This window comes from Exiguobacterium sp. s48 (assembly GCF_018617395.1).
GTDB lineage: Bacteria > Bacillota > Bacilli > Exiguobacteriales > Exiguobacteriaceae > Exiguobacterium.
Genome location: NZ_JACSKC010000002.1, coordinates 270277 through 290298 on the forward strand (window position 1 = coordinate 270277; position 20022 = coordinate 290298).

The window sequence follows — 20022 nt, forward strand, 5'->3', positions numbered from 1 at the left end:
TCCGTTGACACAAATTGTTCACACCCCTAGTATAGACCCATCCGAAAACGCTGTCTTTATCATGGATTCTAAAAATGAAGACGCTCACCTTGTGAAAAAACACAAAGTGAGCGTCTAGTCTTCTAAGCGATATTGACCGGCTTTAATCGCTAAGTAAATCATGGCGCGTTCTGGTAAAGATACTTGCGTGATATTCGTCAGTTCTTCGATTCGTCGAATCCGGTACAGGACGGTATTCGGATGGATGTGTAGGTGAGATGCGACTCGTTTTACGTTTCCTTCGAAGTAAAAATACCATTCGAGTGTCGTGACGAGTTCGGTCTGATGGGATGAATCATATTGTTGCAGACGTTCAATCGTCGGATGTGTCTCAAGACGTAACCCGATGCGACGTGCGAGCTCGGGAACAAGCTGATAGATGCCGATTTGTTCGAAAGCACGAGCGCTTGAGAGTTCAAGAGGGAACTTACGACGTAAGGTCGTAACACGTTTCGCTTCTTCGGCTGCCGCATATAACGTATCACTTTCGAAAAAGCGTCGACTAATTCCCAGTCGAGGTTCAGACTCGGCGAATTTGTCTTGGAGCAACTGTTCGAATCGTTCAGCCCAAGCCAGTAATTCTGTCTCCTCATCAGAGAGCTCAGATTTCATATAGTGCCAGACCAGTAACTGCTGACCATCGATGGCGTGTAGAACGACTTCGATTGCCTCTTGGGTCGCAAGGACGTAATGCAAACGTTCAGCCAGTTGAGGGGTGATCGGTTGGCTACAATCAATAATCGTCAAACGACTGGCGACCGCGATAGGAGCGAGTTCGTTTAATCGTTCACGATTCGGGTCGGAAAGTGTGGGTGAAGCGAGAACATCTAGCAAAAAGCGTTCAAGTTCGGCATTAATCCGTCGCTCATGCATCGCGATGGTCATGAGTAATTTCTTCGCAATGTTCGCACCTTCTTGAAGGATCGCCAACTCTTGGTCGGTGAACGGATTTGTTCGGGCTAAACTCCAAATATAGCCGAGTACTTCATCATGTTGTTTAATGACGACTGCAGCACGTTCCCCTAGACCGACAGCGAGTCGGGCGGGGATGACAACGGGTTCGTCCTGATCAATCACTTCTCGCAAAATGCCACTCTCCCATAAATCTTCAATGACGGCTTCCGGGACACGACGACCGATGATGGTCGCAATTCGGGCCGGATCAGTTGAATCGGGATGTGTACTGTACGCAAGTAATTGATGATGGCGGTTTTCGATAGTGATTGGTGCTCGAATGGCCTGTCCAATCGCTTCGGCGAGTGTATCGAGTGATTCGTATGATTTCTGCAAAAAAGGCATGTCGATTCCTCCTCACTCTGAGTATACCGTCTTCTTTGTGAAACTTCACAAAAAGAATCGAGAGTGTGAGAAATGACATACCTTCTATTCATCACATAGGGAAAAATAATCCGACGGCCAGACCGAGCAAGGCTCCGACAATGACTTGAAACGGTGTGTGACCGACGAGCTCGTTCAAGAGCGGGGTCTCATGTTTGATCCCTTTAAAATAATCGTTCAAGAGTCGGGCTTGGAAACCGACCGCTTGACGAACTCCGGTCGCATCATACATAACAATCGTGGCAAAGACGACGGCGAGTGCGAATAGGCCCGAATCGATGCCTTCCATACGTCCGATGGCAGTTGCGAGTGCGACAACCGTAGACGAGTGTGAACTAGGCATGCCACCTGAAGCGAACATGATTTCAATTTCAAAATCCCGTGTTTTAATGAGTTCTGTTACGAGTTTAGCAGCTTGCGCGATGAACCAAGCGAGCATTGCGGCAAGTAAAGGTTCGTTAAACATGCATTCACTTCCTGTCTGACATGGTATCTTGACTATACCCGAAAGAAGCGCAGACTAGACGTTAAGATTTCGTCAAAAAAAGGTGTCATGGACAAGTCATCCATGACACCTTCTGGTCGATTTTTGTTACCCGACTACTCCTTCAGTTTCCTGAATTTTCTCAGCAATGTTGTCAATGATATAACGGTTGCGTGGGTGTTCTTGACACTCTTTCGAGCATGAACGCATTTGTTTTGGTTCACACTCTTCACAACAGAAGTGTTGTACATTGCACTCCGGGTTAGCACAATTAACATAACGAACCGTCTCGGTTCCGCAATGCATGCAATGCGAGACGACAGTCGGGTTCACGGAGTTAACGGGGACGTTGATGCGCTCGTCAAAGACGTATAGCTCACCATCCCAGTTTTCGCCTTTTGTCGCTTCGTCTTTTCCGTACATCGCGACGCCACCTTTAAGGTGGAAGATGTTGTCGTGACCTTGGTCACGCATATATGCTGTAAATTTCTCGCAACGGACGCCACCAGTACAGTACGTGAGAAGTGTTTTCCCTTCGTAGAGGTCCTTGTTCTCTTCGAGCCATTCTGGCATGTAACGTGAAGCCTCTACATCGATTTTGATCGCGTTTTTAAAGTGACCAAGTTCGTACTCGTAGTTGTTACGAACGTCGAGGATGACGACATCATCACGATTCATCATCTCTTTCCATTCTGCTGGTTCGAGATATGCACCGTGTTGTTTCGGTACATCAAACTCGCCATCAAAGCGCCACGTCACGAGCTCTTTCTTGTGACGGACAAAAATTTTCTTGAAGGCATGTTCTTCGACTTCATCGATTTTGAACTCGATGTCGCTGAAGAGTGGGTTTGCTTTCAAGTCATTCATGTATTGCTCAGTCTGTTCCCATGTACCAGAGCACGTCCCGTTGATTCCTTCGGAGGAAATCAAGATGCGTCCTTTGATGCCGAGGTCCTTGCAATACTTCAAATGTTCTTGCGTGAGTGTTTCTGGGTCTTCGATGTTGACGTACTTATAGTACAGCAAGACCCGCATTGGTTTTGTTTCCATATTGTGTTGCTCCCCTGTGTTCAGTTTTTTGCAGGAAAACGAACGTTGGGTTGTGTCGTTCGACGAATGAACTTGCCTGCAACCACAAGTCCATTATTATATGATAAATATCACGACGAATTTTCGCAAATGGTTTTTAATTTTTTTTGACGAATGCAGGGAGATGCGTCTTGTGAATCGAATTCGGGGAATAGAGTAGTAATGAAAGTTGAAGGTGGAACGACTATGCTGAATTCTCTCCAACAATACATCGTCCAATTGATTGAATGGCTTCAAAGTTTGCCTGGCGGTCCTTGGGCCGGACTCGGTGCGCCGTTTTTAGAAGCGATTTTTCCGTTTTTACCACTCGTTTTAATCATATCGGCCAATGCAGCGACATATGGATTTCTGTTAGGCGTTCTCTTGTCATGGATCGGGAATCTCCTCGGGACGCTCGTAGTCTTCGCGGCTGTCCGATATGTCTTCCGAAAACCGATGACACGCTGGCTTGAGAGACATAAGGCAGCCGTGTATTGGCTAGAACGGATCAATCACATGAGTCCGATTTCACTTGGGTTCCTATACTCACTCCCGTTCATTCCGGTCAGTCTGATCACTTACTTGCTAGCGATTATTCAAATGCCACTTCGTACATTCGTTTTGGCAGCGGGATTTGGTAAATTACTCGTCGTCTTGATTTTCTCAGTCATCGGGGATCAATGGGAAGAATTTATTCAAAGCCCATTTCGTTTACTGATGCTCGGTCTACTTTTGGTCGCACTATGGGGCATCAGTCGAGGACTTGAAGAAGTGCTCAAACGACGCGCGTTCAAAAAACGAAACGAGCAGTTGAAACAAGATATGGTGACTAAACGACAAACACCCCTATGAAAGGGGTGTTTTTGATTATGACTGTTTTTTGAAACGTGGGAAATTGAATGCGATGGCGATTCCTCCGCAAATAAAGAGGAGAAACGGATAGAACATGAACGGGACGAGGTCAGGCGAAGCGGTCTTCGTTAGTTCTGCAGCGATGAGAAGTTGTGCCCCGTATGGGAGAATTCCTTGTACCCCGCATGAGAAGATATCGAGTACGCTCGCTGACTTTTTCCGTTCGATGTCATATTCGTCTGCGATGTTTGCGGCGAGCGGTCCGGCTACGAGAATGGAAATCGTGTTGTTCGCGGTCGCCACGTTCGTTGCACTGACGAGACCGGCAATACTCCATTCGGCACCGGCGCGTTTTTGGATCCGTGATGTCAATGCATCACGTAAATACGTAAGTCCGCCGTTATGGGAAATGAGTCCCACAAGACCACCCATGAGTAACGTTAGGAATGAAATTTCGGCCATGCCAATCATCCCGTCCGCAATGGCTGTCACGAACGCCGTGACCGACAAGCTTCCGTCGAGGAGGCCGATGATTCCTGTTAGCGTGATTCCGCCCAACAGGACGAGAATGACGTTCAGTCCCGTTAACGCCAGGCCGATAACCGCGAGATACGGAATGAGTTTATACCATTCGAATGCGGCGACATCGACTGTCGATTCACCGTTCGACAAGACGGCGAGTAAAATCGTCGTAATGATCGCGGCCGGTAACACGATCCAGAAGTTCGTTCGGAATTTATCCCGCATATTCGTCCGTTGCGTCCTTACGGCGGCGATGGTCGTGTCCGAGATAAATGAAAGGTTGTCCCCGAACATGGCTCCGCCAACAACTGCAGCGGCAGCGATGGCGACATTCACGCCGCTCTCTTCGTGAATGCCGAGAGCGATTGGTGCGAGTGCCGCAATTGTTCCTGTCGATGTGCCCATCGCCATTGAAATGAAGGCAGCGATCACGAAGAGCCCGCTCAAGAGAAGCGATGGTGGTAATAGCGTCAAGGCGGCATTGACTGTCGCGTCGATTGCTCCGATGGATTCCGCTACCGTTGAAAATGCGCCAGCCAGTAAGAAAATGAAAATCATGATGATGATACCCGGGTTACCGGCTCCTTGCGCGATTCGCTCCACGGTTTGGGTAGCGCTACCTTTGGTCATGAATGCTGCAACCATCAAGGCGATGATGGCCGCAACGAGTACCGGAAACTTATAAAAGTCCCCATAATAGACACCCGCCCCAATGAAAAAGAGCAAGAAGATCAGTAACGGCAAGAGTGCCCATTTGTTTGCTGTTGGTTGTTCCACTATATTCACCTCACTAAAAAATAAAAGGACCCTTTCTTAAGAAAAAGGTCCTTCGTCTGAAATACCCTTTTCATCTTTCGAGCATTCGCTCGCTGGATTTGGCACAGGTTCCCCGCTGCCGAGACTTCACAGGGCCAGTCCCTCCGTCTCTCTCGATAAAAAGTGAATCTATCCAATTAGTAAACACGTTCCCTAACGTACCTGTTTCGAATCGGCTTGTCAACCTAAAAACTCCCCCAATTCGATGTGAGAAAGGGGAGTTCAAGTCGTTAAATGATTAAAGTGTGCCACACGGTTACGCCCAGCATATTTCCCGCCAACGTAAAGTGCTCGGTCCGCGTTTCGAATGGTATCGTCTAGACGTTTGTTCCCAAACGACTCAATCGTATCGACACCAATCGAAGCAGTCACAGAGATATTATGGTGATCAACGATGAATGGTGTCGCTTCAATTTGATGACGGATTCGTTCAGCGACTTCGATTGCTTGCGTCACATCGCAGTGATTGAGAAGTAAGATGAATTCCTCACCGCCGTAACGGGCGGCAAAATCATCGACGCGAAGCACTTTTTTAATGCGTCGACCGAATTCTTGTAACACTTGGTCACCGACTTGATGACCGTACGTATCATTGATTTTTTTGAAAAAATCAATGTCGAGCATGGCAACGGAAATCGGATACATTGAGACATCAGAAATTTGCTGAATCCCGTACTCATAGAAGGCGCGTGCATTGGCGAGAAGTGTCAAACTATCCGTCCGACTCTCGGTATACAGACGGTCACGTTCATGACAGCGGCTGATGGTCCGGTTGAACGACTTTAACAATTTGGTGATTTCATGTTGAATGATCTTTGGATATCCATAGACAGCTTCCCCAGTCATCACAATCCAAGTACGGATTCCCTCAATCTCTTCTGAACGAATCGACACGAAACTGTGATAATCGTCATGGAAGGCGTCAGAGAGTGAGGCATCCCATTCGAATCGCATCTCGTAGTCGAGGACAAGCTCAATCGGTTGACTGATGTTGAGTAATGCAAATGCAACCGGGCGATCAATCGGCTGACGCGTTTTTAAGTCGAAGTAGAGCGTACGATCGAACAGTTTGAACTCTACGTATCCTTCGTCATAATGATTCAATTGTTCGCATTGACTTAAAAAGACTTCGATAGCTTGTGCCTCGCTTTGTGATAACGATACGGCCTCTTTCGCCTCATCATATTGTTCAATTAACGACTTAAACGCATCTTGTCGCTCTTTTTGAATGAGAAGTCGCTTGATGAAGAACGTCAACGCAGCGGCGATACTACTGACGACGAGTAAGTTGGTTTCTCGGAAAAACGCTGCCGCTAAGATGAAAATCAAACTGACGACATACGTGTAAAAAGCAATCTTCAAAAAGTCATTCAAAGCGATATCGACACGGAACCACCATCTCACTTGATATTTTTGAAAAACGGTATTTAAAAAGATGGCAAGAAACAGTCCGGCGAGCGGAACGAATGACTCTTGCGAATAAAAGTCAAGACCGGTTACCCCACCTAGGGAGAGATAGACGGTCGCTGGAATGACAATTTCTAAGTACGCCGTAATAGCGTTCCATGGATAGGTGAAGCGGAAGCGGCGTATGGCGACTTTTGGTCTCAGGTTAGCGAATTGGAAGACGAACAGTCCAATTTGGTTCACGATAAGCGCCGTTTCAAATCCGAAGAATAAAAATAAGATTAAGACGATACTTTCAGAGAATGTAAAATACACACCTTTGACCTCGATCGAGTCGAGTTGAAAAATGATGACGAGTAACGAAATCAGAATAAAGGACAACGGGTCGATCGTCGGGGCGTGTAAGACATCCAATGCAAATAATCCGATGGTGAAGATGAATAAAACACTCCATATACTCCAACCGAGCACGGACATCTTGCGGAAGTGGTTCATACGTTCCCTCCTAGCATGGGAAATTTCAAGAATATAATATAAAGATTCGTCACGATTTCGTGTGAGTCCTGCTTCTCTTCTATCATGCTTGAATTCTAGCATTGAGTATATAGGGAATATCCTCTATAATGAAATTGCTTTTCAACTGCATAGACGAAAGTCGATGAAAAAGAGAGTAACGATGGTTTAGTCAACAAAGCGACCTGGGGATTGGTGAGAGCCCAGGCTGACAAACGTCGCGAAACGCACTTTTGAGATGCTATCCGAAACGAGAGTAGGCATAGCCGGAGGGAACCGTTATCACCATAAAGCGGTCTGCATCATGCAGGCAAGAAGAGTGGTACCGCGGGAATTCCCGTCTCTTTGCATCTATGCAAAGGGCGTTTTTTTTATGAGTTGTTATTGAAGAAGGAGGACATACAGATGAGTTATGAACGCAAGTATGCAGAAGCACTATCCCGTGTCATCGGTGAAGAACTCACGATTGACCAAATTGAAGCATTGATTGAGAAGCCAAAACACGAGGCGCATGGTGACCTCGCGTTCCCTTGTTTCCAATTGGCGAAAGCCTACCGGAAAGCACCTGTCATGATTGCGACAGACATCGCGAATGACTTGAACGATGAACTGTTCACAAAAGTCGAGGCAGCAGGACCGTACGTCAACGTCTTCTTGAGCCGTGATGTCGTATCAAAAGAAATCATCAACACCGTGCTTGAGGAAAAATCAGAGTATGCGACACATGAGGCACGCAACGAAACGATTGTGACGGACTTCTCGTCACCAAACATTGCGAAGCCTTTCTCGATGGGTCACTTGCGTTCGACGGTGATTGGGAATGCAATCAACCAAATCGCACGTAAAAACGGATATGACGTCGTCGGCGTCAACCACCTTGGAGACTGGGGTACTCAGTTCGGGAAATTGATGGTCGCCTATAAGAAGTGGGGCGACGAGGAAGCGGTACGCGCCAATCCGATCGCAGAACTTTTAAAATTATACGTCCATTTCCACGAAGAGGCGAAGACACAACCAGAACTCGAAGACGAAGGTCGTGCTTGGTTCAAAAAACTTGAAGACGGTGACGCGGAAGCGACAGAGCTTTGGCAGTGGTTCCGTGACGAGTCGCTCAAAGAGTTCCAAAAAGTATATGACCTCCTTGGCGTAAAATTCGAGAGCTTCAACGGAGAAGCGTTCTATAACGATAAAATGGGACGCGTCGTCGAGATGCTCGAAGCGAAAAACCTCTTAGTTGAAAGTGAAGGAGCGATGGTCGTCTCGCTCGAAGAGGAGAACTTGCCACCATGCTTGATCAAGAAGAAAGATGGCGCGACTTTGTACGCGACACGCGATTTGGCAGCGGCGATCTATCGTTACGAGACGTACAACTTCGTGCAAGCGAACTACGTCGTCGGTGGCGAACAGGCGCTTCACTTCAAACAACTCTTCTCGGTTCTTCGTAAGCTCGGCTATGATTTCGTCGATGGCATGCATCACGTACCGTTCGGTTTGATCTTGCAAGAAGGGAAAAAGATGTCGACACGTAAAGGACGCATCGTTCTTCTTGAGGAAGTCTTGAAAGAAGCAATCGAAAAAGCACAAGCGAACATCGAACAGAAGAATCCGGACCTTGCGAACGCAGAAGACGTCGCACGTATGGTCGGTGTCGGAGCGGTCGTCTTCCACGACTTGAAGAACGAACGTATCAACAACATCGAATTCGATCTCGACAGCATGCTCAAGTTCGAAGGGGAGACAGGACCTTACGTCCAATACACGAATGCTCGTGCGAACTCACTCCTCCGTAAAGGGAACTACGATGGTTCACCGTTCACTGGTGCAGACGATGATTACTCATGGGGTGTCGTCACGATGCTCAACGCGTTCCCGCACGTCATCACACGTGCGCATGAACGTCGCGAACCATCCATCATCAGCCGTTATGTACTTGACCTCGCGCAAGCGTTCAACAAGTATTACGGCCATGTCCGTGTCCTAGAAGAAGATGCAGGTAAACAATCGCGTCTCGCCCTCGTGAAGGCAGTGACGCTCGTATTGACGGAAGGACTCCGTTTACTCGGTGTCGAAGCTCCGGAAGAAATGTAAGACAGACGAAAGGACCTCAAAAAATGAGGTCCTTTTTGTATTCACACTTTCATCCGCGTCACCGTTCGGGCTTCCGTGTCATAGAGACACCATTCCCGATCGAATATGACGGCACCGACGTTGATGACATATCGTTTTTTCTTCAAATGGAACGGTGTCCCGATTTCCCACGGCAAGGATCTTCCTTTCCGGTAAATCCCGGGAATATGACTATGTCCGATGAAGACGAGCGGATATTTCCCTTTCTCGACAACGGGTTCCCAGTCTTCATTCCACTTGACTTGATGCCCATGTAAAAAACGTGCTTCGCCAAGAGTCGTCTGTTCCGGCAATAAGGAAATCCGTGTTTTCACGGGATGGTCGATGACGAGCACCTCGTCGATTCGCTCTTCCTGATTGCCCCGTAGACTCGGGAACGTGAGTAACGCTTCATAATTCGAATCATACGTCACGACGTCTTCCACATGATGAAAGCGCTCGTGACGTCGTTTTTTCCCGATGTGGCATTCATACAGGTCACCGAGACAGAGAATATGCTCGGTTTCGCGCCGGACGTCATCGAGAACGGCCTTTAAATCATCAAACGAACCGTGTGGGTCACTGATGATCGCGAGTTTCATCGGAAGTTCGTGAATTGGGCGTCGACAGACAACTCGAGTTCACGAACGAGCTGCATGACGGCTTGAAGATCGTCACGTGATTTCCCCGTCACTCGGATTTGATCGTCTTGAATTTGCGATTTGACTTTTAATTTTGATTCTTTGATGGCGTTGTTGATTTTTTTCGCGTCATCTTTGTCGATTCCGCTCTTTAGTTTCACACGTTGACGAACGGTACCACCAAGTGCGCCCTCTACTTTTTGATAGTCGAGGTTTTTTGTCGGGACGCCGCGCTTGATCAACTTCGTGATCAAGACGTCTTTTAATTGCTCGAGTTTGTAGTCGTCATCCGAGATGAGGACGAGGTCGCCATTGTCGAGCGACATCTCACTCTTTGAGCCTTTGAAGTCATAGCGGTTCAAAATTTCCTTTTCCGCGATTTGAATTGCATTCTTTACTTCTTCAAGATTCATTTCTGACACGATATCGAAAGAATTGTCTTTTGCCATGTTTCATCCATCCTTTGTGTGGTTTTGTTATAATGATAGCAGATTTGAAGCAGTGAAGGAGTGAAGAGATGGAACGTACAATGGATCAACACACACATGCAGACTTAGATCACGTTGCCTATCACGGAAAAGACCTAGGGGTGACGTTCAAAGGAGAACAGATTCGACTACGCATCTGGTCTCCGGTAGCGGAACAGATGTCGGTGAAGCTATATCGCACAGCTCGTGCCCGTAAGTTTGAACGACTTGAGCTCGAGCAGGCCGAGAAGGGGACGTGGGTGATTGAACTCGACCGAGCCTTATTCGAAGGTCAATTTTATGTATTTGAAGCGCTGATTGATGGGAAGAAAGTAGAGTCGCTCGATCCGTATGCGAAAGTCGTCGGAGTGAACGGGAAACGAGGATGTCTGCTCGATCCGGCATCCTTGAACCCGGACCATTGGATCAAAGAACGTCCGCTATTCAATTCTTCACAAGAGGCGGTCATCTATGAAGCGCACGTACGTGATTTAACGAGTCATCCGGAGAGCGGGGCGACACACCGTGGGAAGTTCTTAGGGATGACCGAGACGGGTACGACGACCACGAGCGGTTACCCGACCGGACTCGATTACATTACGTCACTCGGAATCACACATCTTCAATTGATGCCGTTCTTTGACTACGGCTCGGTGAATGAGTCACGTGAAGGGGAAGACAACTACAACTGGGGCTACGATCCGGTTCATTACTTTGCGGTCGAAGGTTCTTATGCTTCGTCGGCAGATGACCCGGCGACACGGATCATTGAACTCAAAGCAATGATCCAGGCACTTCATGATCGAGGCATCCGTGTCATCATGGACGTCGTATTCAACCATACTCATGATGCGTTGACGACACCGCTCGGTCAATTTGTCCCGGACTATTACTATCGATTAAATGAAGACGGGACGCTTGCGGACGGCTCAGCATGCGGGAATGATACGGCATCTGAGCGCGCGATGATGCGGAAGCTCATGATTGAATGTGTCACGTACTGGGCGAAAGAATTCATGATTGACGGGTTCCGTTTCGATTTGATGGGACTCCATGACGTCAAAACAATGAACCAGATTCGGAAAGCGCTCGACCGTGTCGACCCATCGATTCTCGTCATCGGGGAAGGATGGGATTTGGATACACCACTCCCGGTCCGTAAAAAAGCGAACCAACATAATGCGCATAAGATGCCACGCATCGCTCAATTCAATGATGGGATTCGAGACGGTGTCCGTGGAGATGTCTTCATCGAAGACTTACCTGGCTGGGTAAGTGGAAACACGGATATGACGGCCGACGTGAAACGCGGGATTGCTGGTGGGATCACGAGCCAAAGTTTTGCCGATGAGCCGAACCAGGTCGTCAACTATGTCGAATGCCACGATAATTTGACGCTTTGGGACAAATTGTCCGTGACGAATCCGGAAGATGATGAGACGACACGTCGCCGTCGCCACCGTTTGGCGACCTCGATTGTGCTTCTAAGCCAAGGAATTCCTTTCCTCCACAGTGGACAGGAGTTCTTCCGGACAAAAGGCGGGGATGAGAACAGTTTCAACTCAGGAGAAGTCGTCAACCGTGTGGACTGGACCCGAGCTGAACAAGAAGCGCCGAGTGTGGAATATGTGAAAGGTCTCTTGCGTTTGCGGAAGCAATATCCGCTCTTCCGACTCGAGAACACGGAACAGATTCGTAAACACTTACGTTTCTTTGATGAAGCAGAAGGTGTGATTGCATTTGAATTGAGCCGTCACGTGGAAGGATATGTGGAACGACATATCGTATACCATAACGCACTCGAGGAAGCGGTCGAGGTCAAACTTCCGTCTGGTAAGTTCGAGGTGAACGTAGAGGATCATACCGTTAATTTGACGGCACCACGTCAAATCGAGGAGCGTCATATGACAGTCGCGCCACTTTCGACTCTTGTCGTGACCGAACGTCGTCCGGATTACAGCAAGTACGCCGTGGCCGGTGGAGCCGCACTCGCCGTAATCGGTGGTCTCTGGTATGTATCGAAGAAGCGCAAGCGCAAAGAGCAGTAACCAAAAAAGGAGACGTTAATCCGTCTCCTTTGGTGTGTCTTCCTCTGATTGAGATGCCTCGAGTTGCATCATTTTTTGAACGAGGATGTGTTTTGGCATATGCATCAGTTCCTCGAGCGGGACGTTTAATTTTTTTGCGAGTTCAACCGCGGTCTCTGGCGATAATTGTAATGGACGCATTGGTGTTCTCCTTTCGCGTATGTCTATACCGTCAGTATACAGGAAAATTGAAAATGTGTTGAATGAACACATTCAAAATCGAATTTCGTTTCGGTCGTTGCTAAGCTGAAATTAGGAAGTGATCAAATGTACAAACAAACAGCAGACTTTCAATTTCATCAAACGATCGAATGGTTAGAACGTATCGGTGAAGGTTGGATGTTGTACTTGGCGCAAACCGGATTTATGTTCTTTGACGAGTCGTCTCAAATTCGCTGGGAGATTGACTGGAAATGGACCCCGTGCGCCTTATATGTGGAGCCGAGTGCGGCACGTGCCGTAGCGTGGTTCCGGGACAGAGGACTTTACGGAGTGATTGATTTACAAAAAGGACAGATGGAAACACATGCCATTCCGCAACGTTTTAATGGGGATTGGTTTAGCAATTTGCACTATTGGCAGGACGATGATATCTATTTATATTCAGCTGAATCAGATGTCGTGGCTCTGAATCTCCATGATCATACGTTTCGATATAGTCGCTACGAAGAAGTTCCGATGTTTGGAAGAATCATCGAAATGGCGTATCAAGGTACGTATGATTTTGAACGATTTACACCAGAATCATGTGTGACCTTATTCGATGAACGAACGCATCACTTTTTAATCAACAATGTGAAGACGAATGAGAGTTGGCGTATTCCGTATGAAGGGAATCGGGAAACGGTCATTCTTGACCAAGTCGGAGATACGACAGCCATCGCTTCGACGGAATCGTTTCAACTGTTTCATCGGGATCGAGAGCTGTTTTCTTCAAGCGTGTGTGCAGACAATCAATTATTGAAAGTGATGTTATTAGACAAGCGAGGCGATCGACTCGCTGTTTTGTCCGCACCACCACGATTTTGTCATAGCTGGCTACAAGTCTTTGAACGCCAAGGTTCCTGAATCGGTGAACGGTTCGGGAATTTTTTATGAAGTCACGATGAAAGAGGAGAGAAACGGGAAGTAGATGGATAGACAGGGAGGAGTGACATCAATGGAATGGTTAGGTAGGCAGTTGGTTCGCTTTCGGTATGGCGTATTACTCATATGGGCGATTTTACTCGCGGGTTCAGTCTATTTCGGGCTACAGCTCCCGGGCGAGTTGAGAGGAAACGGGTTTGCCATTCAAGATGGACGTTTCCAACAGGTAGAGGATACGTTAAATGAACGATTTGATCGAGCGGGTGCTTCGATGATCGTCTTATTCGAAGATGGAGACTTGGATGCGGTCATGGACGAACAACAAAACCGCTTTGAAGCGATTCCTTCAATTGACGGCGTGATTACACCGACGGAGAATCCCGATGCTCGTTCAGGGGATGTGTCCTATTTCGTGCTGGAATTCGAAGATTATGATGCGGCGGAATCGTCAATCGATGCCGTGCGGGACGCGCTCATCGTAGATACGGATACCGAAGTTCGTTTGACAGGGGAACCGGTCTTTGCGGACGACTTGAACGAGGCGTCGAAAAATGACTTGATTCGAGCGGAGTTGATTGGGATTCCGGTTGCACTTGTCGTCTTATTACTCGTTTTCGGCACGCCGCTCGCCGCGCTCATGCCGTTACTTGTTGGACTGATTACCTTTATTGTAGCGGCCGGATCGCTATTCTTTTTTGCGCAAAACATGGAATTATCCATATTCGTCTTGAACGCCGTGGCGATGATTGCCATTGCGCTCGGTATTGATTTCTCACTCTTATTCGTCAATCGGTATCGAGAAGAGTTGACGCGTGGTCAATCGAGAGAAGAGGCGATTGTTCGGACTGTCGCGACAGCGGGACGCTCCATTCTTTTCTCCGGACTATGCGTCTTTGTGGGATTGGCTGGCCTATTGTTCATTCAAGTGGACGTTTTCCAGGCGGTCGCGCTCGGTGCCCTCATTGCCGTTGCGGGGGCTGTATTGTCCGCACTAACGCTATTGCCAGCATCTCTTTACTTGGTCGGCGATGCATTAAATAAAGGGCGAATCATCAAGTCGGACGAAACACGTTCTGAAAAGCGTTGGCAAAAGCTGGCGCGCTTCGTGATGAAACGTCCGGTGACGATGACGCTTGTTGCGTTATTGATTCTTCTTCCGAGTCTTTGGTTCGTGCGTGACTTAGAGTTGAACATTCCGGACGCAGACGCGCTCCCGACTTCATATGAATCGCGGTCGGCGCTCGAACGATGGGACGATGTGTTTGGGGATAACTCGACTGACGCGGTCATTTTGTTCGAAGCGAACGATTTGACGGACCCGATGATTTTAGAGGAATTGACGAGTCTTACGGATGAGTTGAATGAAGTCGATATCGTCTCTAACGTTTCGACCTTTTTGACGACGTCTGGTCTGACACCCGAGACCTTTACACAACTCGCCGAGACAGCACCGGAACAACTCGATCCGCTTGAGCGCCTCGTGACACTTGACGGGAATACAGATTTGGCACTTGTGAATGTTAGCTTCGATGTACCTCCGAGCGATAAAAAAGCGCAAGCGTTCGTACGGGATTGGCGAGACAAGGGGTTTGAAGTCGGTGGACCGGCAGCTTTCAATGAAGAAATTTATGACGAAATTTATGATAGCATTCCCTACGCGGTGATTACGGTTATCTTGGCGACCTTCTTCATCCTCATGTGGGCGTTCCGCTCTATCTTGATTCCGATCAAGGCCATTCTCATGAACGTGCTTGGTCTTGGGGCGACGTTCGGCTTACTCGTCATCATCTTTGAATCAGGGTACATCTATGATGCCGAAACCATCGGTATATTGACACCGGTCTTCATCTTCTCACTCGTCTTCGGCTTATCGATGGACTATGAGGTGTTTCTCGTTTCACGAATCGAGGAATATTACCGTGAGACAGGCGACAATGATTATGCGACAGAGATGGGACTGGCGAAAACGAGTAAGATCATTACCTCGGCCGCCATCATTATGATCGTCGTGACAGGTGCCTTTGCCTTCACGGGTGTCAGTCCAATCAAACAGCTTGGTGTGGGGATTGCGCTCGCCATCTTTATTGATGCGACCATCATCCGGATCTTGCTCGTTCCGTCCCTTATGAAACTGTTCGGGGATTGGAACTGGTGGTGGTTTGGGAAGAAAAATTTACCGAAACGTAACATGCACTAAAGGTAAAGTTCATGAACTGAATCAAAAGGTGTGGTAAACTACCTACAAGATTACGCGCAATTTGAGAAAGGAAGGTCTTTATGGATACCGAGAGGACATGGCCTCTGTTCCAACTTCCGGACTTCTAGCGTTGACTGATCACCTACACGTGTATCAATCAACAAACGGAAGATCGGAGATGGAACAGATGGAACCGCGGCTACGACTGAGGATCCTCCTCTCCGTCAAGAACGGGGAGGACAATCGGAATGAAACGAGTTGCTACCATAGTGCTCGGAACGCTGATCATGGCGTTCGGTTATTATTATTTGAATGAACAGTTTGGTTTGGCGGAAGGCGGGTTCGTCGGATTATCGCTACTCGGTCGTTATTTATTTGATATCGACCCGGCGATTTCGATGATCGTGCTCGACATCCCATTCTTTATCGTCGCTTTGTGGTGGAAAGGATGGCGTTTTGTCGGGCAAGCGGTACTAGCCGCTTCGTCCTTGTCGCTCAGTTATGCGATGTGGGACCGTCTCGACTTGCTCACGTTTGATATTCAAGTGTGGCCAGCGACGTTGTTCGCTGCGATTGCCAGTGGGATTGTGACCGGATATGGTCTCGGTCTCGTCTTGAAGTCAGGTGCGGCAACCGGAGGCGACGATTTATTCGCCCTAGGTCTATCGAAGTGGACAGGTGTGTCGGTCGGTACGATTTTGATTATTTTTGATGTGATTGTCCTTGCAATCTCACTCATTTATTTACCATTATCGAATGCGCTCTATACACTTCTTGCGGTCTCAATCGCCGGACGGGTCGTTACAAAAATGCTCGTCGTCGATGAGCCGAAAGCAACATCTGTCGTACAAAATTGGACACCAAAAAACGATCTCGCGTGAGATCGTTTTTTTAGTTCATCGAAACTGCGATGTCAAACAAGTCTTGTTTCGAAAGTTGATCTCCTTTGTAGTCGATTGCATATTCGACGCCATCTCGTTGCCAGCTGAGAATGGTGAGTTCATCGGACTCATTGATGTAGACAGGAGAACCTTGAATGGTTTGAGCATATGCTTCCCACGTTTCAGTATGGTGCCATCCTAGTTCAGTCGTGGCCCATACGGTAATAGACTGTTCATCATTTTCATAAACGAGTTCGACCCGACCTAAGCTGACGAGATGAGCATACTCGCTATTAGTGACAAAAGGTAGCTGCGTGGGGCTTTGAATCTCGAATGGGACGAAAGAAGTCGTTGCGTGAATGGGTAGAGGGACTTCGCTTCGTCCGATAAAAAGTAGAAGGAGACTCATGCCGAGGATACACTTGAAGATAAAACGACCCTTTCGATCTTGTGGCAGTAAAAACATGATCGAATTTCACCTCACTGAACAATTTATACATTTTCATTTAGTATAAATGAGGTATTTGGTTAAAACATACAAAAAATAACTTTTTATTCACTGATGATGATATCATGGAGGATGACTAGAAATGAGAGGTGCATCTTATGAAAAATCGAAATATCGTCAACTTTAGTATCCTCGTGTTGCTTATAGCAGTGATGGTCGTGAACAACGTTGATGGGCTACACACGCTCAAGACGTTGGTGAACGGTCTTGCAATCTTGACGTTATCTGTCATCGGAGTTGTATACGTGACAAACTATGCAAAAAATAAGAAACAGGCAATATGATGAGATAGGTGGCTGAGGCTACCTATTTTTCTTTTTCGTTATTTGTGCTAAACCTCACAGCGCATGCTATCACCATCCATTACACTAGTGGATGAAGGAGTGATAGGTGATGAAATGGATGATTCCAACACAACATGGGGCATGGTCGATGCTCATTTTGCCGTTCGTTCTTGGAGGAACGGTCGGAGGATGGACGTGGACACATATGCCTTTTGCCATTGCATGGCTATTTGTTTATATGGGAACATTCTTCTTGTTCCAATACATCAAACAACGTAAGAAATCGCGTGAGCTTTTACGCACAGTGATGATCTATCTGATGATTGCTACATTATCCATCATTCCAGTCCTATGGATGCAATGGAGTCTCATCTGGTTCGCTTTTGCGATGATTCCATTCGGTCTCGTGAACGCCTACTTTGCCAAAATCAAAGATGAGCGAAACGTGTGGAACGACGTCAGTGCCGTCACGTCATTCTGTATCGGAGGAATGGCGAGTTATTACCACGGAACACACGTCTTTGATGAAACGATTATATGGGTATTCGTTTTACCATACCTCTATTTCCTCGGAAGCATCTTTTTCGTCAAGACGATGATCCGTGAAAAGCAGAGCCTCACGTATCGAAACCTTTCGTGGGGGTATCATATGTTACTAATCATCGTTTTCATTACACTAGGTTATCCTCTACTCGCATTGGCTTATGCACCAAGCCTGGTACGCGCTGTTTGGTTCTACGGCAAAAAGATCCCAATCATGAAGATTGGGATTGTGGAAATTGCTAACTCGATTTTTGTATTAACGTGGCTCGCGACATATCTCCTGATTTAGTTTGTAGATGATGAAGTACTCGCGATGACGGCAGCAGTCGTAGCAGCGGTCGCCGCTTGTTGCATCGCCAATAAGTGGGCGAACGTACCATGTAGCAATAAGTCACTCGCCTCGCTCGTTATGCGTTCGGCCGCTACGAGTTGAAGCGCAACTAGAACGCTATGCGTATTAAACCAACGCTGTTTGTCCTTTTCGGTATCCACGATTTCTTGAACGGCGTGCAAGGTACTCGTATTCGGTTCCGTCACGATGCTAAGTAGTGCGAGTGCGGGCAAGTGTTCACGACGAATCGAGATATGCACTTCATCTAATTGAGACTTCCATGTCAGAAGTCGAGAAACTGCTTCTTCGGGTGAGGACTCGCTAAACGTCAAGAGGTGCGAGACGAGTTGCAGTTCGTTTGACTTCGGTAGCCGATCTTTCAATAAGGTATAATGCTGCTCGATCCGTTCGTTTAAATCGATGACATCGTCAAACGCTTGCACGAGCACGAGCGCCGACAACAAGTCTTCCTCGCTCGTCAACCAAGGATGATGTTGTTTAAACGTTTGATATAGTTCGGTCGCCTCATCGAGACGACGGTCGGGTTCATCTACATTGATCAGTTGATTTGCTAAAAAAGGGCGTAGAGAGCTGAAACGGAAATGTTTCCGGTCGAGTAACGTATCGAGTCGGAGCACCTCGTCGATTGCGGTCTCGATGTCCTCGTATTTGGCATCGAGAAACGAGAGCCAGACGAGGTTTTGACTGCCTCGAAATTTCGAGAACATCTTCGTTTTTTGCTTTAATACATCGCGTGCGTTCGAAAATCGAGATGCTTCGAACGGGGTGTCGTGAATCGCATAATGAATGGCCATCAAGCGCCGGAAGTCATCCGTCAGTTCCCATTTCGTTGCTGCCTTGATGGCGTCTAGTGCCTCTACATAGCGTTCATATCGTGTCATATCGAATCGCCTCCTCGTTTAGCTATACGAATTGGGGTGAAAAGATGTTTCAAAAAAAGCCGTCCGGAAAAAATTCCGGACGGCTTTTCATTATTGTACTTGTGTATACAATTTTTGCATGTACTCGTTCACTTCATCTGCCGCTTGGAACATCATGAATGAATGTTGCAAGATGATTTCTGGTGAGAAACCGAGGTCAAGGTCGAGTGTCGATGCGAGTGTGACATCGCGATCGCTGTCGAGTACGCAACGGAAGTACTTGAACTCCTGGTTGAACTCGTTCAAGGCATTGAGAATCGGTAAGTCTTCTACATAGTCTGGGACGTGCGTGACGGTAGCAGCGTACAACTCAGCGTCTGTCGTCTTTTTGTTAAAAGCGATAATCATAACGGGCTGAGCCCCGGATTTTGTTGTTTCACGAGTCAAAAACGTGACGTGCGTTTCAGTGTCGCTTTCTTTGAACGTCATGTTGCGTTCAGCGGCAAGCGCTCTAAATGATTCTACTTTTTCTTCGAAGTTCACAAGGAAATCCCCCTTAGTAAGTCGTTACTCTAACTTTCCCCCATTTGGGCAGGGAAAGCAAGGGGAACTAGCGTTTCATCAACATTTTAATAGCTTCTTCTACCGTTTCGGATGTATCTTCGCCACCTGCTTGTGCTGTGATGATACATTGCTCTAAGTTCTTGGCCACGATGATCGTAGACGCGCGATCGAGTGCGGAGCGTGCGGCGCTCAGTTGCGTCACGACATCACGACATTCCTTTCCTTCCTCCATCATGCGGATGATGGCTCGAATTTGTCCTTCTACCCGTTTCATGCGATTCAATACCTTCGGATCGTATTGATATTGTTCCATGTCCTTCACCTCTATAGTAAAAATTGTTCAGTTACCCAACTATTTAATATGTAGGCTCATCTTAATACATGGGGGAGTATGTGTCGAGCATCAA

Annotated in this window: 20 protein-coding genes, 1 riboswitch and 1 other annotated feature; of the genes, 8 read left to right on the forward strand and 12 right to left on the reverse strand. The window is 47.4% G+C overall.

Translation table 11 applies throughout. The features are described 5' to 3' along the window. Positions 1 to 114: 114 nt before the first annotated feature. The 3 genes from KNO66_RS11750 to trhO all read right to left on the reverse strand — a co-directional run bounded on the left by KNO66_RS11750 (position 115) and on the right by trhO (position 2911). Positions 115 to 1338 carry a PucR family transcriptional regulator gene (locus KNO66_RS11750; RefSeq protein WP_214742650.1) on the reverse strand — a complete coding sequence of 408 codons (1224 nt, stop codon included), beginning with the start codon at positions 1336 to 1338 and terminating at the stop codon, positions 115 to 117. 91 nt (positions 1339 to 1429) lie between these two features. Next, positions 1430 to 1843, reverse strand: a complete 414-nt coding sequence (locus tag KNO66_RS11755; RefSeq protein WP_214742651.1) for a divergent PAP2 family protein — start codon at positions 1841 to 1843, stop codon at positions 1430 to 1432. 126 nt (positions 1844 to 1969) lie between these two features. Next, positions 1970 to 2911, reverse strand: coding sequence for an oxygen-dependent tRNA uridine(34) hydroxylase TrhO (trhO, locus tag KNO66_RS11760; RefSeq protein WP_214742652.1), 942 nt, complete (start codon positions 2909 to 2911; stop codon positions 1970 to 1972). A 225-nt stretch (positions 2912 to 3136) separates the two neighbouring features. Between trhO and KNO66_RS11765 the strand changes: the two genes are divergently transcribed. Next, positions 3137 to 3781, forward strand: coding sequence for a TVP38/TMEM64 family protein (locus tag KNO66_RS11765; RefSeq protein WP_214742653.1), 645 nt, complete (start codon positions 3137 to 3139; stop codon positions 3779 to 3781). A 15-nt stretch (positions 3782 to 3796) separates the two neighbouring features. Here the strand turns inward: KNO66_RS11765 and KNO66_RS11770 are convergent, their stop codons facing one another. Both KNO66_RS11770 and KNO66_RS11775 read right to left on the reverse strand, forming a co-directional pair. Then, the gene (locus KNO66_RS11770) at positions 3797 to 5080 is read right to left on the reverse strand and encodes a Na+/H+ antiporter NhaC family protein (RefSeq protein WP_214742654.1); all 1284 of its coding nucleotides are present in this window, start codon (positions 5078 to 5080) and stop codon (positions 3797 to 3799) included. A gap of 67 nt (positions 5081 to 5147) precedes the next feature. Next, positions 5148 to 5242, reverse strand: a riboswitch (SAM riboswitch). 99 nt (positions 5243 to 5341) lie between these two features. After that, entirely contained in the window at positions 5342 to 7021 is a 1680-nt protein-coding gene (locus KNO66_RS11775) for a GGDEF domain-containing protein (protein WP_214742655.1), read from the reverse strand. Positions 7022 to 7175: 154 nt separating this feature from the next. Further along, positions 7176 to 7387: a binding site (T-box leader), on the forward strand. Positions 7388 to 7444: 57 nt separating this feature from the next. Between KNO66_RS11775 and argS the strand changes: the two genes are divergently transcribed. Continuing rightward, positions 7445 to 9127, forward strand: coding sequence for an arginine--tRNA ligase (gene argS, locus KNO66_RS11780; RefSeq protein WP_214742656.1), 1683 nt, complete (start codon positions 7445 to 7447; stop codon positions 9125 to 9127). Positions 9128 to 9168: 41 nt separating this feature from the next. Here the strand turns inward: argS and KNO66_RS11785 are convergent, their stop codons facing one another. Both KNO66_RS11785 and KNO66_RS11790 read right to left on the reverse strand, forming a co-directional pair. Further along, positions 9169 to 9747, reverse strand: coding sequence for a metallophosphoesterase family protein (locus KNO66_RS11785; protein ID WP_214742657.1), 579 nt, complete (start codon positions 9745 to 9747; stop codon positions 9169 to 9171). Further along, positions 9744 to 10235, reverse strand: a complete 492-nt coding sequence (locus tag KNO66_RS11790; protein ID WP_214742658.1) for a YajQ family cyclic di-GMP-binding protein — start codon at positions 10233 to 10235, stop codon at positions 9744 to 9746. The genes KNO66_RS11785 and KNO66_RS11790 overlap by 4 nt, the downstream gene beginning before the upstream one ends. Before the next feature lie 68 nt (positions 10236 to 10303). Between KNO66_RS11790 and pulA the strand changes: the two genes are divergently transcribed. Beyond that, a complete protein-coding gene (gene pulA, locus KNO66_RS11795) occupies positions 10304 to 12301 on the forward strand; it encodes a type I pullulanase (RefSeq protein ID WP_214742659.1) in 1998 nt (665 codons plus the stop codon). Positions 12302 to 12316: 15 nt separating this feature from the next. Here the strand turns inward: pulA and KNO66_RS11800 are convergent, their stop codons facing one another. Then, positions 12317 to 12481, reverse strand: a complete 165-nt coding sequence (locus tag KNO66_RS11800) for a YycC family protein (protein ID WP_015880521.1) — start codon at positions 12479 to 12481, stop codon at positions 12317 to 12319. Between the two features lie 126 nt (positions 12482 to 12607). Between KNO66_RS11800 and KNO66_RS11805 the strand changes: the two genes are divergently transcribed. From KNO66_RS11805 to KNO66_RS11815, 3 genes are all read left to right on the forward strand, one after another. Continuing rightward, complete coding sequence (locus KNO66_RS11805; protein ID WP_214742660.1) at positions 12608 to 13408, forward strand: hypothetical protein; 801 nt, start codon at positions 12608 to 12610, stop codon at positions 13406 to 13408. 91 nt (positions 13409 to 13499) lie between these two features. Then, positions 13500 to 15623: an MMPL family transporter gene (locus KNO66_RS11810; RefSeq protein ID WP_214742661.1), complete on the forward strand. Its 2124-nt coding sequence runs from the start codon at positions 13500 to 13502 to the stop codon at positions 15621 to 15623. Between the two features lie 248 nt (positions 15624 to 15871). After that, positions 15872 to 16504 carry a YitT family protein gene (locus KNO66_RS11815; protein ID WP_214742662.1) on the forward strand — a complete coding sequence of 211 codons (633 nt, stop codon included), beginning with the start codon at positions 15872 to 15874 and terminating at the stop codon, positions 16502 to 16504. Between the two features lie 10 nt (positions 16505 to 16514). Here KNO66_RS11815 and KNO66_RS11820 read toward each other — a convergent pair whose 3' ends face one another. Further along, positions 16515 to 16970 carry a hypothetical protein gene (locus KNO66_RS11820; protein ID WP_214742663.1) on the reverse strand — a complete coding sequence of 152 codons (456 nt, stop codon included), beginning with the start codon at positions 16968 to 16970 and terminating at the stop codon, positions 16515 to 16517. A gap of 140 nt (positions 16971 to 17110) precedes the next feature. On the opposite strand from KNO66_RS11820, the gene KNO66_RS11825 reads away from it, so the two are divergent. Then, positions 17111 to 17296 carry a hypothetical protein gene (locus tag KNO66_RS11825; RefSeq protein ID WP_214742664.1) on the forward strand — a complete coding sequence of 62 codons (186 nt, stop codon included), beginning with the start codon at positions 17111 to 17113 and terminating at the stop codon, positions 17294 to 17296. A 109-nt stretch (positions 17297 to 17405) separates the two neighbouring features. Further along, the gene (locus KNO66_RS11830) at positions 17406 to 18128 is read left to right on the forward strand and encodes a YwiC-like family protein (RefSeq protein WP_214742665.1); all 723 of its coding nucleotides are present in this window, start codon (positions 17406 to 17408) and stop codon (positions 18126 to 18128) included. On the opposite strand, the gene KNO66_RS11835 is transcribed toward KNO66_RS11830, so the two are convergent. The 3 genes from KNO66_RS11835 to KNO66_RS11845 all read right to left on the reverse strand — a co-directional run bounded on the left by KNO66_RS11835 (position 18125) and on the right by KNO66_RS11845 (position 19928). Then, entirely contained in the window at positions 18125 to 19072 is a 948-nt protein-coding gene (locus KNO66_RS11835; RefSeq protein WP_214742666.1) for a DUF4003 domain-containing protein, read from the reverse strand. The two genes, KNO66_RS11830 and KNO66_RS11835, sit on opposite strands and share 4 nt — an antisense overlap. Positions 19073 to 19162: 90 nt before the next feature. Further along, positions 19163 to 19594, reverse strand: coding sequence for a type III secretion system chaperone family protein (locus KNO66_RS11840; RefSeq protein ID WP_015880528.1), 432 nt, complete (start codon positions 19592 to 19594; stop codon positions 19163 to 19165). A 67-nt stretch (positions 19595 to 19661) separates the two neighbouring features. Beyond that, on the reverse strand, positions 19662 to 19928 hold the full coding sequence (locus KNO66_RS11845) for a metal-sensitive transcriptional regulator (protein ID WP_214742667.1): 267 nt from the start codon (positions 19926 to 19928) through the stop codon (positions 19662 to 19664). Positions 19929 to 20022: the final 94 nt, after the last annotated feature.

Coding starts and splice junctions, on each gene's coding strand:
- trhO (WP_214742652.1), bottom strand. CDS start 2,911: ATGGAAACAAAACCAATGCGGGTCTTGCTGTACTATAAGTACGTCAAC.
- KNO66_RS11845 (WP_214742667.1), bottom strand. CDS start 19,928: ATGGAACAATATCAATACGATCCGAAGGTATTGAATCGCATGAAACGG.
- KNO66_RS11825 (WP_214742664.1), top strand. CDS start 17,111: ATGAAAAATCGAAATATCGTCAACTTTAGTATCCTCGTGTTGCTTATA.
- KNO66_RS11785 (WP_214742657.1), bottom strand. CDS start 9,747: ATGAAACTCGCGATCATCAGTGACCCACACGGTTCGTTTGATGATTTA.
- KNO66_RS11815 (WP_214742662.1), top strand. CDS start 15,872: ATGAAACGAGTTGCTACCATAGTGCTCGGAACGCTGATCATGGCGTTC.
- KNO66_RS11750 (WP_214742650.1), bottom strand. CDS start 1,338: ATGCCTTTTTTGCAGAAATCATACGAATCACTCGATACACTCGCCGAA.
- KNO66_RS11775 (WP_214742655.1), bottom strand. CDS start 7,021: ATGAACCACTTCCGCAAGATGTCCGTGCTCGGTTGGAGTATATGGAGT.
- pulA (WP_214742659.1), top strand. CDS start 10,304: ATGGAACGTACAATGGATCAACACACACATGCAGACTTAGATCACGTT.
- KNO66_RS11835 (WP_214742666.1), bottom strand. CDS start 19,072: ATGACACGATATGAACGCTATGTAGAGGCACTAGACGCCATCAAGGCA.
- KNO66_RS11810 (WP_214742661.1), top strand. CDS start 13,500: ATGGAATGGTTAGGTAGGCAGTTGGTTCGCTTTCGGTATGGCGTATTA.
- KNO66_RS11755 (WP_214742651.1), bottom strand. CDS start 1,843: ATGTTTAACGAACCTTTACTTGCCGCAATGCTCGCTTGGTTCATCGCG.
- KNO66_RS11790 (WP_214742658.1), bottom strand. CDS start 10,235: ATGGCAAAAGACAATTCTTTCGATATCGTGTCAGAAATGAATCTTGAA.
- KNO66_RS11765 (WP_214742653.1), top strand. CDS start 3,137: ATGCTGAATTCTCTCCAACAATACATCGTCCAATTGATTGAATGGCTT.
- argS (WP_214742656.1), top strand. CDS start 7,445: ATGAGTTATGAACGCAAGTATGCAGAAGCACTATCCCGTGTCATCGGT.
- KNO66_RS11800 (WP_015880521.1), bottom strand. CDS start 12,481: ATGCGTCCATTACAATTATCGCCAGAGACCGCGGTTGAACTCGCAAAA.
- KNO66_RS11830 (WP_214742665.1), top strand. CDS start 17,406: ATGAAATGGATGATTCCAACACAACATGGGGCATGGTCGATGCTCATT.
- KNO66_RS11820 (WP_214742663.1), bottom strand. CDS start 16,970: ATGTTTTTACTGCCACAAGATCGAAAGGGTCGTTTTATCTTCAAGTGT.
- KNO66_RS11805 (WP_214742660.1), top strand. CDS start 12,608: ATGTACAAACAAACAGCAGACTTTCAATTTCATCAAACGATCGAATGG.